This is a genomic window from Mucilaginibacter sp. KACC 22773, from assembly GCF_028736215.1.
Taxonomy (GTDB): domain Bacteria; phylum Bacteroidota; class Bacteroidia; order Sphingobacteriales; family Sphingobacteriaceae; genus Mucilaginibacter.
Window position 1 is genome coordinate 3,100,109 of sequence record NZ_CP117883.1, and the last position, 13,430, is coordinate 3,113,538.

The following is a 13,430-nucleotide window of genomic DNA, read 5'->3' on the forward strand; positions in this document are numbered from 1 at the left end:
TCCTTGGGCATTTAAAGTCATTACGACCTGAAAACCGTATTGGTTGCCTGCGTAAAGCAGGAAGATGCCTTATTTTACCAGTTTAACAGCCCGATTAGGCCAGCTCTGTCATCCCGCTTTAATTGCATCGTGATCAATAACGAAACACCGTAAAATACAACCGCCATTATCGCGGCCAGCCATAGGTTTGGGAATAGGGCTTTGGCTGCCAATCCGCTAAAAAAGGCGCATGCGGTACAAATGGCGAGTGTATAAAAAGAGCCCTTAAGCCCCGATTTGTCATTGGCGAGGTAGAAAACACCCTGTACCAGGCAGGCCAATAAAAACGCGAGGGCAGCCCCTTCGTTTTTGTAAAAAGGGATTAATACAAGGTCGCCAACTACATTTACGGCAAAAGTGAGCAAAAACGAATTGAAGATCATTTTTAACCTGTTTTGCGCAAAAAAAATCGTCCACAAAAAATTATTAAAATACAGCAGGGGTAAACAAAGCGAGAGGATAAATATGGTTGTTGTATTAACCGCGCCATACCTGCCACGGGTTATGTTGTCAACCACAGGGTTCCAACACATATTTAAAATTAAAGCAGTAAATGCTGCTATTATAAGTTCTATCCGGATGAGCAATTTAAGATCGGCCCGGCGATGGTTATCAGTTTTAAATAATTTGGTAAAACGGGGAAGAATTAAGGGGGCGATAGCTAATAAGGGGAGGGTAGAGATCTCAAATATCTTGTATGCGAAACTATACTCTGCCAAACTAACTGCCGATACCATAAACCCGATGAACAACCAATCGAACCGGGCCAGGGCCGAAGTAATTAAGACCACTCCAACCTGTGGCAATGATTGGCGCAGTAAGGCAAAGTAAGGTGATTTTCTCCAGGCGGGAAGTACGGGCACCCGTACATAGCGCCTGAAAAGATAAAAGGACGCCGTTAATTCAAGTACATCGCCACCAATAAATACCCATATTATGGTGCCTATGCTTACCTGGTGCAAAACGGCCAAAATGAGCAGGCTGATGCCCCTTACCATATTGGATATGACCAGCATGCATGCCAGTAATTTAAAACGCTCCATGCCGCTAGAAACCTGCTTTAATGGTGTGGAAAAGAAGATCATAAGCTTGCCCAGGCCCAACAGCAGCATCAGGCGGTATACTTCATTGTCATGTATGAAAAACGTGCGGCCCAATAACAGGATGCCATAAAATAGCCCTCCGGCAAACAACACATGGAAAGCATAAAGCGACAAAACTGTTTGAACATCATCGCCATGCGCTACTTTTTTAATAATTACCTGGTCGATACCAAAAGAAAGGATATTGAATGCAGATAGCAGTACCGCTAAGGCCAGATTAACCTGGCCAAAGCTGTTTTTATCAAGATTTACAGATAATACATAAAAAATAATCACCCCAAACAGCTGGTTGATGACAAGCTGCAATGTATTTGCCGAAAGATCAATTACCAGCTTTTTTTTCATGAACAATGCTGTGGTTTATTCAACACGCGCATGGGTATTAAGTTTATATGCCACGGTAGGTACGTCATGCTGGTAAATCGGCTTATTCTTTAGGCTTTGTGTAGCTTTACTAAGGTAATGATATTTTAGCCATGTATTTTTAAATGCCATCCGTGAAATGATGAAGCCTTCTCTGCCATCTAAAAACCCCAATAAAAACAAGTAGGTCTTCACAAAATGAAATACCGGCGCCAAATACTGCTTTACAAGGCCCGCCTTTTTTCCGGCTTTCAGGTACTTTATGGCGCTTAATTGCGAATAGTGAATTGTTTTCTTCTCGTACTCGGCCCGGTTTTCCACAGAATAATGGTGCAGGTTACCGTCCAGTTTTTTTACAACAACGTTTTGCGGCAGTTGCAATGTTTCGTGTACCGGCGTTTCGTTCCATTTAACATGCTGCCTGTTGAACAGGCGGATATGGTGATCGCGACCCCAGTTACCAAAGCGGATGAGCTTTTTGCCAAAATAAGTTTTAAAGGCTATATCGTAAACGGTTTTATCATCGCCCGGAGCCGTTGCCTTTATAGAGTTGATCAGGGCCTGGTCGGGTATCTCATCACCATCAACGCTTAGTATCCAGTTATATCGCGCCAGTTGAATGCCTTTATTTTTGTTGGCACCATAGCCAATCCATGCCTTTTGATATACTTTGCAGCCATATGCCGTGGCTATAGTTACGGTTTGATCGGTACTGTTATTGTCAATCACAATAATGTCGTCGCTGATCTGTTTCAGCAGCGGGATACTTTTAACAAGGGTACCGGCCTCGTTTTTGGTAATGATCACAACAGAAATTGGATTCATGTTATATTAATGTTAATCGGTGTCTGTTGCTTTAAGTAATACAAGAAGCAAAGGGCATCTATTAACTATATCGTTATTTTAGGCGGGAGGGTTGCCCGCGCACCAAAAACTTATTTCAAAAAGCGCGTGCGGCCTCATTTTAAAGCATTAATTTTATGCAAATACATTTTACCATATGAAAACAGGAATAAAAGCCATTGTTACCGGCGCAACCGGAATGGTAGGCGAGGGGCTTATGCACCAATGTTTACAAAACCCGGATGTTGAGCAGGTATTAGTGATTAACCGGAAGCCGTCGGGGGTATCGCATCCCCAATTAAAAGAGATCATTCATGCCGATTTTTTTGATCTCTCGTCAATCAGTGATCAGCTTACCGGTTATAATGCGTGTTTTTTTTGCCTGGGTGTTACTTCGGTGGGCAAAAAGGCCGATGAATATTATAAGCTTACTTATACACTCACCATGCACATGGCTCAAATATTGGCAAAACAAGATCCTGAAATGACTTTTTGCTATGTATCGGGCGCTGGCACCGATAGTAATGAAAAAGGCAACGGGTGGGCCGCGGTAAAAGGCAAAACAGAAAACGACCTGATGAAACTGCCCTTTAAACAAGTTTACGCCTTTAGGCCAGGCTTTATAAAACCGATACAGGGCTTGAAAAATGCCCATAACTTTTACAAGTATATCAACTGGCTGTTCCCGGTTGGCCGTGCGCTTTACCCGGCTGGTTTTTGCACTTTGGAGGAATTGGCTGTCGCCATGATAAAGGTAGTAAACCACCCATACCCCAAAAAAGTTGTAGAAGGGAAGGATATCATAGCATTGGCCGGGTAATACTGCTGCCGGGCCGATAAAAAGGGTATCTTTAACAACATGCCTGCATTTGCCGGATAACATGCTAATCCACCTTTATTGGAAGATTCATTCAATTGCCTTATCGATAGTTACCTTGCCGACAAGGTTGGCATAGCCAATCATTTTTTAAGTGACACGCTTGCTGCCGATCTTAAACTAAACCTACTGGCACTTGTTCAATCGAGCTTGCTGTTATCTGCCGGAACCGGTAACGATACAGCCGTGAACCATGACACTAAAGTTAGGGGCGACCACATCTACTGGCTCGACCGCAAGCATGACACCCCTTGCGAAAATGATTTTCTCGACCTGATGGATAGCTTTGTTGCCTATCTTAATAAAACCTGTTATACCGGTATCACCGGCTATGAATTTCATTATACGTTGTATGAAAAGGGCGCTTTCTACAAAAAACATCTTGATCAGTTCAGGAATAACGATAGTCGTAAATATTCAATGATCATGTATTTAAATACCGGGTGGTTAGCTGCCGATGGTGGCGAATTGCGTATACACCATTTAACTCGTGAACAAAACATCAGCCCTGAAAACGGGCGCACGGTATTCTTTAAAAGTAATGAGCTTGTTCACGAGGTTTTATGTACTCAAAAACCAAGAATGAGTATTACTGGCTGGTTAAAGGTAGATCATTAAATAAGTCTGAAGTCGAAAGTACTAAGCCCTAAGTCAAAAAATCGAAATCCATTTTACGACTTAAAGTGCTCTACTTAGTACTTCAAACTTCGGCCTATCATGGCTTAAACCCTGAACCAATGTTCCAGTTTATACCAAGGGCAACGCCGGTTGATTTGAGGTCGACCTTGCCATTGCCAATACCGGTAATCGGTAGTTTCATGTAGGGTTGTAAAACGGCGCTAAACTTTGAATTTATTCTTCGCTGGTAATTAACATTAACGTTCAACACGCCAAACAGGTGTGTATTTTTATTTCGTATTTCCAGGTTATAGGGTTTCCAGCCGCTTTCGGCCGAGTAATCAAACCTGTAATTTTCTTTAAGCATAAAGTACGATGATAACCCCGTACCAACACCAATAGCGTTGCTCCCTTTTGAATACAATTGGTAACTGAGGTTCAAAGGAACATCAAGCACCTTACAATTTGCCTGGATATTGGTAGGCGTTATTGATGGATTGTAAGACGCAGACGAATAACTGGTAGGTGTTGATGAATAAGGCTTAATAGCGTATGCTGCACCCGTGCTTATAGTTAACTTTTTTGTAATCCGTAATGAAAGCTGCAATCCATAATTAGTACCTGTTTGGCTATGCCCAAATGAATTTACCGCATTAGCGTCAGATGCGGCCAACACGCTGATAGAAAACTGTGGCCTGTTTTTTATTGCTGATGCCTTAACAATAGCCATTTGTTTTTTTGCCTCCCGCTCTGCTTTCTTATTCGCTGTCGTATCTGCATTTTGATTTGCAGCTATGTTGTTTTTAACCTGGTTGCCTGCCTGGGCTATTTTACCGCCATTATCAGGTGTGTCAATACCGGTTGTTTGGCCATCAGGTGCTTTGTTTGCACTTGGTGTTTTATTATCGGCCAGTTGGGTTGCATTGTTGCCTGGTATGGCTTTACTAATTGTTTCCGTTTTTTGCACATTGTTTTTAGGCAGCACTTTGCTGGCAGCCATGTTAGTAGCTTTATCGTTAAGAATACTTCCCGTGCTTACTTTAACTTTTGATGCCCGGTTGTTATTGGCTGAATTGTTTACGGCCATGTTTTCTGCTTTATTGTTAATCGTATTTTTTTTTGCAGATTTAACGCTATTGGATTGCCCGCCAGGGGCGGTTACCGCAATGTCATCAGTTTTATTGTTGAGGCTGTCGTTGCCAGTATCCCTACCAGGTGAACCTGAATGTTTTTGGCTATTGCCTGTTTTATTAACCACCTTTACGCGTGATTTAGCTGGATCTGTAGTATCGTTTTTGCTGTAAAAATATAAACCTAAAGCCAGCAGCAATAAAGCTGCAATGCCGGATGCATAATACATAATACGGAAGAAGCCTGCTTTTTTATTGGATTTTTTATCCAGCAGCTGCTCCATAGACTCCCAATCCTCCTCCCGAAAAGCAAAGTGGTCTCCAGGGCCGGATAACCCGTCCCTGAATAATTGATCCAACTTATTTTCGTTTTTCTCTTTCATTTCATTATTAATTCTATCAATACCGACATACTGATGCTTATAGTGCCAATAGCCACAATGGTATGTTGCCCGCTGCCGGAATTACTATCCGGCAGCCTGCCGGAGTTGATTACCATATTTTTCAATTTTTCACGCGCTTTAAACAAATTTGATTTTGATGTACCTGTACTTATATTTAGTTTCGACGCTATCTCCTCGTGCGAAAATCCCTCAATAGCAAAAAGGTTAAACACCGTCCGGTAGGCGTTTGGCAGTTGTTGTACCATGCCGATAAGATCATCGTAATTTAACTTTTGGTCGGGGAGTTCGTTATGCCCTATATCCTCGGCAGCATCAAGGTCATCGGTTAGCGAGAGTTTTAGGTTACTTCTGTAATAATCAACCGAGGTGTTCATCATAATCCTGCCAACCCATGCAATAAAGGGGCGGGTGGTATCATATTTTTGTAAGTTGGTAAACACTTTTAAAAAGCCCTGGTTCATGATCTCAGCAGCTTCGTACCTATTGCCGGCGTATCGCAGGCATATGCTCATAGCAAAGCCATAAAATGCTTTGTAAAGCATCTTCTGGTCTTTTCGGCTATGCTGTAAACAGCCTGCAATCAATTGTTGTAGTTCTGCTTCTCCCATATATACGGGCTACCTGTTTAATTAATTCCTGTTTGCAACTAACACGTATTTATAGTTGAAAGGGTTGCCTTTGGTTTTACTTTTTTTTCAGAAAGCTTATTTATGATAAATCCAGTTCGCTTTTAAAAGTAAAAGAACCGTAAAACAGGTATTATTAATGTGTTTTGCAGATCGCAAATTACCTTGAATAATGAAGCATTACTCTGCTACCTCATTCACATCAATCATTGTCCAGTTATCCTGTACTGCCTTGGGGCCTCCGTTGTATTTTAATGTGATCTTAAAATTGGTTTTTACTTTTTCTCCTTTTTTATCAATTGAAGTTACGTATGATTTAATGACAAACACCGAATCTGATTTTTTTGCAAACTGATAGTGATCTTCGGCAAAAGTTAAATTGCCCGATTTGATGGTAGGTGCAATGTACTGCTTGGCTGCCTGGTATGCATCATCGCTGTTTGGGAACATGGTAAACGTAAGCATATCAGATGATCCTCCCGATGTGGCAAACTTTACAACTATCATCATAAAAATAATTCCAAAAATCGCCAGCATCCATGCACCTATCATGGCTGTTTTCTTTTTATGTCGTTTGTCTTTAAGATAAGACTGGTCGGGTCTTGCTTTGTGATAGATTCTCTCCATCGTAATTCAGGATATATAACTTGATAAAGGTATATAAAATTCTTAATAAAAATCATAACAGCGCCTTGCCCCTTCAAATTTATGATAGGTATCCACACGGGAGGGCAAGGTGGTTTCATAACCAATACTTCCTTCGGTTGTGCCGCTGGTATTGCTATAATTAAGACCCGAAATTGGCGCATCATGGCTTACCCCCAACCTGAATTTTTCTCCGCTCTCTTTGTTTAAAAACAGATCAAATATTAACGAAAAAGTGATTGCAGATGGCCCGCCCGATCCGGCAGTACGCACCCATAAACCGGCATTAAGGTTATGTCTTTTATACTGTAGCCCCATATTTATTGATTGTGCCGTTGATTGTTTATAAAAAACAACTGATGGAATAAAAAAAGATTTTTCGTCCTCATCAAGATTTTCATCCTTGTTAAGATCCCATCTATAGCTTATATGTGCCGTACCGCGCATAGGTAATTTTGCGGGCGTACCCGTAAATGATTCATTGGGCCGGTTAATATGCTGCAATGCACCGCCAATATTAAAATCGCTTAAAGCAAGGTTTATACCCGCGCCTGAATCAAAGTAGAACCGGCTGTCGAATCTTGGCGACTCGGCATTTGTTGGCGATCCGGGGATGTACCCTAAACGTGGGTCAATCTGGTCGCTGAATACCAGTTTGCCATAATCAACCGAGCGGTTAGTTACCCCTGCCTGCACGCCAAACGATAATACAAAATCATCGGAACCAACACTATAGGAGTAAATACCGGCTATATTGTTTTTTGTAAGCCCGGCAGTACCCTCATTACCCCGGGTAAATATCAAACCAACCCCGCCGCCAAATTGCGGAATATTATAATCTACCGATGCTGTAAGATAGTTAAACCCGCCAGGCACCGATGTAAATTGATTGCGATAAATAAGGTTCATCCGCAAATCGCCCTGGAATTGCCCGTTTAATGCAGGGTTAAGATACACGGGCGAATTAAAAAACTGAGAGTACATATGATCCTGGGCAACGGCCACGCTAACAAACAACAGCATTAACAACCCTAAAACATATCCTTTAAGCAAAACGCGCATTATTTATCTTATTAAATGAACAACACCCGTTCGTTTGGGTAATGAATTATTGTACGACATTCCTTTCCACTCGCTGCCGTTTATAAATGTTGCCGAAGCCTGCCACACGTAAACGCCCTGCTCTACGGGTACTCCTTTAAAAGTACCGTCCCAGCCATCGCCATCAACCGGGGTGCCTTTAGGGGCCGATAGTTTCGTGGTTTCCCAAATTAACTGGCCAAAGCCATTAAATATTTGCAGGTGCCATTGCCTAATACCCGATCCTTTGGCCGCAAACTTTCTTAGTTCGGTGGTACCGCTGGTAGGCATAAAGGCGTTAGGCAAATACAGTTCGCCGGGAATACCAGTTATGCGTACATAGTGTGTTACTGCGCTATCGCAAAAATCTTTAGTGCTGGTTACCAGCGTTACCTTATATTTTCCCGTATCTGCATAAGTATGGATTGGGTTACCAAGGGCGCTTACAGTTCCGTCTCCAAAATCCCACATCCAATTGGCCGGCGTTCCGGTAGTTTGGTCAACAAACTGAAACTGGTAATTTGGTATGCTGGTGACAGTATCGGGATTGGCGGTAAAAGCAGTGCCCGGTGGCGACGTAACTTTTATATAATCTTTTTTTACCAAACTGTCTGTACAGCCTGTTAATGGGTTAAGGGCCACAAGTTTAACGGTGTAAGGCGAATTTTTATAATTGTAGGTATGTGGTGGTGGCGTAAATCCGGTGGCTGTAGCCCCATCTCCGTAATACCAGGTATAGGATAGGGCTATCGGCTGTGTGTTAGGATCGGCGTAGGTAGAATTTGTAAACGACGCGGTAACATTTCGGCAGCCCGTGGTATCTGATGCTGCAAAGCCGGCTTTGGGTATATCATATACCATAACCCGGTTTGTTGATTTGGATGATTCATTGCCCGACGAACATGCACTTGAAGCGGTTATGGTTACATAATACAGGCCTGGTTTTGTAAATACATAAGGCAGGTTATCGGTACCGGCTGCTACATTGGTTACTACGGCGTATTTATCATCATAAATGGTGTAATAAAATGTATCGCCGCCTGATGAATTATTTACAAACGTTAAATTTAAAGGTGCACACCCGCTGTTTTTATTATTCAGAAAAAACATATCCGGCGTAATAGTTGGGGCCGATACCGTTATGGTACGTTTGAGCGTGGTATCGGTATTGCCACAGTAATTTTGGGCAACCATAAATATGGTGTACTGCTTTGTACGGGTGGTATTTAATGGCGTATCAAACTTAAAATCGCTTTTATCGGTATATACTTTTGATTCCAGCATCAGCGGCCCGTCATACAGGTAGTAGGTGTACTGTAAGTTTTTACCGGGCGATGAGTTTTTGCCTGTTACAATAAAAGGCGAGCAACCTTCAACTCTATCAGGAATTAGCCTTGCAATTGGTTTTTGTGGGCTTATTCTTACCGAATCGAGGTAAGGAGGGGCTATATTGCAATTGCTTACAATGCTTAAACTGATGTGATAAACAGTATCCCGACCGTCTGTTTTTGCCAAAAATATGTGTTGGGGATTGGTCCCTGTATCTGTTGAGCCGTCGCCAAAATCCCATAAAAAAACACTGTTTATTGGTTTGGATGTATTGGTGAACTTAACCAGCATATTACCGCACGCTGTGCTGTTATCCTTGGTAAACGATGGGGTAGCAATAGCCGGGGGGATAGTTACTGTAAGTACAAATACACCGCTAACACAGCCCTGGCTGGTTGATATAATATTATACGTTACAGTCGCATTTCCGTTTAAATCGCTGTTGGTTAAAACATCGTTTATAAAGCTGCCGCTGCCACTTACCGTGTAACCACCAGCAGTTGCGCTGGTTTTTGATGCATCAACTGCCCACGTAAACGTTGTTGCAGGTTTCGTTGCTGTAATAGTATAACCAAGCGATTTTCCTGCACAGGACGTAACTGTATTTTTACTTGTAATTGAATCGGCTTTATTGATGACGATGGTTGTTGGATCGGTTATGGTATCGCAGGGTGCGGCCAGGGTTGTTATCCCCTGAAAAAGGAGAGTAACCTTGCCCGCCTTTATTTCGGCGGATGAAGGTGTATAAACTGTCTGCGCCAAATTTCGGTCGGTAAAGGTGCCGGTACCGCCGGCCCAGCGCATTTTTATTGAAGGATTATTTGACGCACCATTCAAACTTATGGGTGTCCCGGCGCAAACGGCAGGGTAGGTGCCGGCGGTAACTGTTGGCGCTGCTATAAATTGTAAATGCTGGCTGCTGGTGGCCGGTGCCCCGCAAACGTTGGTATTTGTTACGGTAACGGTATACTTGGCAAAATCGTTAAATTTTATGACCGGATATTGTGAAACGTCGGTAGTATTATTAATAAAAGAAAATGCCCCGCCGGTTACCGTCCATTTGTAGGTTGCACCGGTGTTTTGTGCCGATCCGGAAAATGTTACTTTGGTAGCACTGTTAATGTTATTATCAAATTTAAGAGTACTATTTGTTCCGCAAAACACAGTATCTTTTGATAATGTGGCTGTGGGCACATCATCAACCACAACCGTTTGTGTGTTAGCATCGGTTATCAGCCCGCAACTTACCGTCGAGATTGCCAGTTTAATATTGTAAACACCTGTTTTATTAAACAAAAACTGTGGCGTTTGGCTGTTTGCATTTGTGCCGTTTGCATAAGCTACGGGTGCTGGACCGGTAACCGTCCACACATATTTATTGGTATTATTACAGTTTGAGTCAATTTTTGATGTGTTTACAGGAGTAACCGTAAGGGGGATGCAACCCGAATTAACAGGCAGCGAAAAGGTCGGCACAGGAGCCTCCTGGATACAAATATCCTGCGTAACATCGGCAACGGCGCATGAGCCTGTGTTGTTTTGCAGTTGCAAGGTTACTGTATGCGTACCGGTGGTTGTAAAAGTATAAATGAAAGCATCAGATAGTTTGTAATTAACTTGTTTGGTTACGCCGTCAACAAGCCACGTATACCGGGCTTTGCTGTTTGTACAACTTGCCGACGTACTGTTGGGGTCGTCGCCCGGAAAAGAATTGTTTACAAATTTAACCGCAGTATTTACACAGGCGGCCACCGGCACAACCGGCAGGTTAATTGGCGGCGCTATAACTTTTGCGTAACTGGCAACGGGGGTGCCTACATTGCCGCAAAACGGGCTTGCTAATTGCAGTTTTACTTCAAATGAATTGTTTTGGCCTTTAACTATGTTTCCGCATGATGCCTTAACATATTGGTGAGAAACTTTGCCGCCGGCAGCAAGTATCTGGCAATAGGTATAAGATACCGATGGCGTACCATCGCCCCAGGAAACATTATAAAGCAACCCGGGATAGTTGCTTTTTATAACATTCGGGTCGATGTTGTACGTTAAATTGGTAGCCCCGCTGCCAAGGCAGGCCGTTGTGCTACCCTCAACCCCGAAGCTGTTGTTAACCAGGTTATTGACCAGGGTATAAGTATAGGTACCTGTAATGCCTCCTAAAACAGCTTTTACGCTAATTGTGTAATTAGCAGCTTTGGCTGTAAAATTACCATTATTGGTAAAATTAACATTGGATGCTTCAGTCACCTGCGAAAGCTCGTTGTAAAAGCTTGCGGTAACTGTGGCGCCTGTAGTTGATGTATTTATAAAATTATAAGAAGAATTGCCCGACCCCGAACAAGTGCCAAACACTTCGGGATAATTGGCATCTATCGATTGCGAATTTAACGCTGCAACAGTGCCTGCGCCGGCAACAATTGATATGGCAGCTGATGACGTGCTTGTAACCGATGGTTTGGTAGCGGCTACTCTAACCAAATAACCGGTGCCGGGAATGGTGCCGGCTGGTATTATGCCATTTACAAAAGTAGCATAGTTGCCCGTGAACTTGCCAATTAGTTTTTGCGACGTGAAACTACCGCTGGCATTTGAAAGGTAAAGATTGTAGGTATTAGCAGGATCGATGCATGAACCCGTTACCTGGATGGGAACGCTTATTGTCGACCCTGGCGCATAGGGGCCGGTATCTACATTGCCAATAGTTATAGTTTGCGCTAAGGCCGAAAAAGCAACTAAATTAAATAAAGCAAAAAAAAATAAATTTGTAGTAAATATTTTATTCATTCACTTGCTTTTACTGTAGATAATTGCTTAAAATTCAATAGATTGGTCGAAAATAATAATTATTTTCAAATAATAATTGAATTTATTGCAAAAAGTAAAATTTTTGAACCAGAGGTTTTTCGCCAAAAACGAACAAAGTAATTGCCTGTAACAGAAATAAAATAGGTTGCTTAATAATGAATGATAACGGTGCTAAGCTTACTTTAAATTTCCAAAAAATAAATAAGAGATGAATATTGCAGCTATGATACCGGCTGCATCGGCAAATAAGCCGGCGGGTATGGCGTACCGTGATTTTTTTATCCCCACGGTACCAAAATATAAGGCAACTATATAGAACGTAGTATCGGCCGAACCGTTGAATACACTACCCAGGCGGCCTGCAAAACTATCGGGGCCAAAGGTTTTCATTACATCTATCATCATTGCTTTTGAACCAGATCCGCTGAGCGGTTTCATGTAGGCTACGGGCATTGCATCTACAAACCGGGTGTCAAGGTTGGCCTTTATACAAACCCAACGCAAACCCTCGTTCATATAATCCAGCGCACCGCAACTACGAAACACGCTAATACCTACTAACATTGCCACCAGGTAAGGGATTATCTTTACCGATGTTTCAAATCCGCTTTTTGCTCCTTCTACAAAAACATCAAATACATTTATTTTTTTTATCAATCCGCCTACGATAAATACTACCGGGATAAAAAACAATAAAAAGTTACTAACTACTTTAGATACTATACTTATTTCTTCGTTAGTTAAGTACTTTGTAAAATACCATACCACTATCGTAATAAAAGCGGTTACCCCGCCCAGCCAGGCAATGATAACCTTATCCCAAAGGTTTATCTTTTGTTTTATAGCTACAATTAATAAACCAACAACCGTTGCTACGTAGGTTGCTATAACGCATGGTAAAAATATATCTGCAGGATCTTTGGCATTTAAAATGGCACGTTGCGCTATGATAGTAACCGGCAACATTTGCAGGCCCGAAGTATGCAGCACCAGGAACATGATCTGTGCGTTTGAAGCCGATTCCTTATCTTTATTTAACTCCTGCAGGCTCCCCATAGCTTTTAAACCCAGCGGGGTGGCCGCATTATCAAGCCCAAGTAAATTGGCCGAGAAATTCATGAGCATTTGACCAACAGCCGGATGCTTTTTAGGTACATCAGGAAACAGGCGGCTAAAAAACGGCCCTACCAGCCGCGATAGAAAATTTATGGCGCCTGCCTTTTCGCCCACATTTAATATACCCAGCCAAAAGGCCATAGCGCCAATCAATGGTAAGGCAATATCCATTACCGATGATTTTGACGAATTGAAAATACCGTCGACAAGCAATTTAAAAGCCTCTACGTCGCCAAAAAAAATAAGCTTAATGAGTGCTACAACAAAAGCGATCAAAAAAAATGCTATCCAGATATAATTAAGGGCCATACGTGTCTTTAAGGCTTTGAAGTTAATGGTTTTGTATTTCAATATGAAATAATACTTAACTTGGACAGTGGGAAGATAGAATCAAGAGTCAAGAATTAAGATAGCGCGAATTTGCTAAGAATAGGATCGAAGCTGTTTCTTCA

The 13,430-nt window shown here is 42.2% G+C and carries 10 protein-coding genes; 2 read left to right on the top strand and 8 right to left on the bottom strand.

Annotated features, from left to right (window positions below):
- Nucleotides 1-74: 74 nt before the first annotated feature.
- Nucleotides 75-1,487 carry an oligosaccharide flippase family protein gene (locus tag PQ469_RS13025; protein ID WP_274213346.1) on the bottom strand — a complete coding sequence of 471 codons (1,413 nt, stop codon included), beginning with the start codon at nucleotides 1,485-1,487 and terminating at the stop codon, nucleotides 75-77.
- 15 nt (nucleotides 1,488-1,502) lie between these two features.
- The gene (locus PQ469_RS13030) at nucleotides 1,503-2,330 is read right to left on the bottom strand and encodes a glycosyltransferase family 2 protein (protein ID WP_274213347.1); all 828 of its coding nucleotides are present in this window, start codon (nucleotides 2,328-2,330) and stop codon (nucleotides 1,503-1,505) included.
- A 175-nt stretch (nucleotides 2,331-2,505) separates the two neighbouring features.
- Between PQ469_RS13030 and PQ469_RS13035 the strand changes: the two genes are divergently transcribed.
- Together PQ469_RS13035 and PQ469_RS13040 are read left to right on the top strand one after the other, a co-directional pair.
- Nucleotides 2,506-3,168, top strand: coding sequence for an NAD-dependent epimerase/dehydratase family protein (locus tag PQ469_RS13035; RefSeq protein WP_274213348.1), 663 nt, complete (start codon nucleotides 2,506-2,508; stop codon nucleotides 3,166-3,168).
- Between the two features lie 78 nt (nucleotides 3,169-3,246).
- A complete protein-coding gene (locus PQ469_RS13040) occupies nucleotides 3,247-3,843 on the top strand; it encodes a 2OG-Fe(II) oxygenase (RefSeq protein ID WP_274213349.1) in 597 nt (198 codons plus the stop codon).
- 97 nt (nucleotides 3,844-3,940) lie between these two features.
- Here the strand turns inward: PQ469_RS13040 and PQ469_RS13045 are convergent, their stop codons facing one another.
- The 6 genes from PQ469_RS13045 to PQ469_RS13070 form a co-directional block, all read right to left on the bottom strand.
- A complete protein-coding gene (locus PQ469_RS13045; protein WP_274213350.1) occupies nucleotides 3,941-5,356 on the bottom strand; it encodes a hypothetical protein in 1,416 nt (471 codons plus the stop codon).
- The gene (locus PQ469_RS13050; RefSeq protein ID WP_274213351.1) at nucleotides 5,353-5,985 is read right to left on the bottom strand and encodes an RNA polymerase sigma factor; all 633 of its coding nucleotides are present in this window, start codon (nucleotides 5,983-5,985) and stop codon (nucleotides 5,353-5,355) included. The genes PQ469_RS13045 and PQ469_RS13050 overlap by 4 nt, the downstream gene beginning before the upstream one ends.
- A gap of 198 nt (nucleotides 5,986-6,183) precedes the next feature.
- Nucleotides 6,184-6,630: a hypothetical protein gene (locus tag PQ469_RS13055; protein WP_274213352.1), complete on the bottom strand. Its 447-nt coding sequence runs from the start codon at nucleotides 6,628-6,630 to the stop codon at nucleotides 6,184-6,186.
- Nucleotides 6,631-6,672: 42 nt separating this feature from the next.
- Complete coding sequence (locus PQ469_RS13060; RefSeq protein WP_274213353.1) at nucleotides 6,673-7,710, bottom strand: PorP/SprF family type IX secretion system membrane protein; 1,038 nt, start codon at nucleotides 7,708-7,710, stop codon at nucleotides 6,673-6,675.
- 3 nt (nucleotides 7,711-7,713) lie between these two features.
- Nucleotides 7,714-11,841, bottom strand: a complete 4,128-nt coding sequence (locus PQ469_RS13065) for a PKD domain-containing protein (protein ID WP_274213354.1) — start codon at nucleotides 11,839-11,841, stop codon at nucleotides 7,714-7,716.
- A gap of 198 nt (nucleotides 11,842-12,039) precedes the next feature.
- Nucleotides 12,040-13,287, bottom strand: a complete 1,248-nt coding sequence (locus tag PQ469_RS13070; RefSeq protein WP_274213355.1) for a nucleoside recognition domain-containing protein — start codon at nucleotides 13,285-13,287, stop codon at nucleotides 12,040-12,042.
- Between the last annotated feature and the right edge of the window lie 143 nt (nucleotides 13,288-13,430).

What these genes read in the sequence shown, in the direction of transcription:
- PQ469_RS13025 (WP_274213346.1), bottom strand. Translation starts at nt 1,487, where the DNA reads ATGAAAAAAAAGCTGGTAATTGATCTTTCGGCAAATACATTGCAGCTT.
- PQ469_RS13030 (WP_274213347.1), bottom strand. Translation starts at nt 2,330, where the DNA reads ATGAATCCAATTTCTGTTGTGATCATTACCAAAAACGAGGCCGGTACC.
- PQ469_RS13035 (WP_274213348.1), top strand. Translation starts at nt 2,506, where the DNA reads ATGAAAACAGGAATAAAAGCCATTGTTACCGGCGCAACCGGAATGGTA.
- PQ469_RS13045 (WP_274213350.1), bottom strand. Translation starts at nt 5,356, where the DNA reads ATGAAAGAGAAAAACGAAAATAAGTTGGATCAATTATTCAGGGACGGG.
- PQ469_RS13050 (WP_274213351.1), bottom strand. Translation starts at nt 5,985, where the DNA reads ATGGGAGAAGCAGAACTACAACAATTGATTGCAGGCTGTTTACAGCAT.
- PQ469_RS13055 (WP_274213352.1), bottom strand. Translation starts at nt 6,630, where the DNA reads ATGGAGAGAATCTATCACAAAGCAAGACCCGACCAGTCTTATCTTAAA.
- PQ469_RS13060 (WP_274213353.1), bottom strand. Translation starts at nt 7,710, where the DNA reads ATGCGCGTTTTGCTTAAAGGATATGTTTTAGGGTTGTTAATGCTGTTG.
- PQ469_RS13065 (WP_274213354.1), bottom strand. Translation starts at nt 11,841, where the DNA reads ATGAATAAAATATTTACTACAAATTTATTTTTTTTTGCTTTATTTAAT.
- PQ469_RS13070 (WP_274213355.1), bottom strand. Translation starts at nt 13,287, where the DNA reads ATGGCCCTTAATTATATCTGGATAGCATTTTTTTTGATCGCTTTTGTT.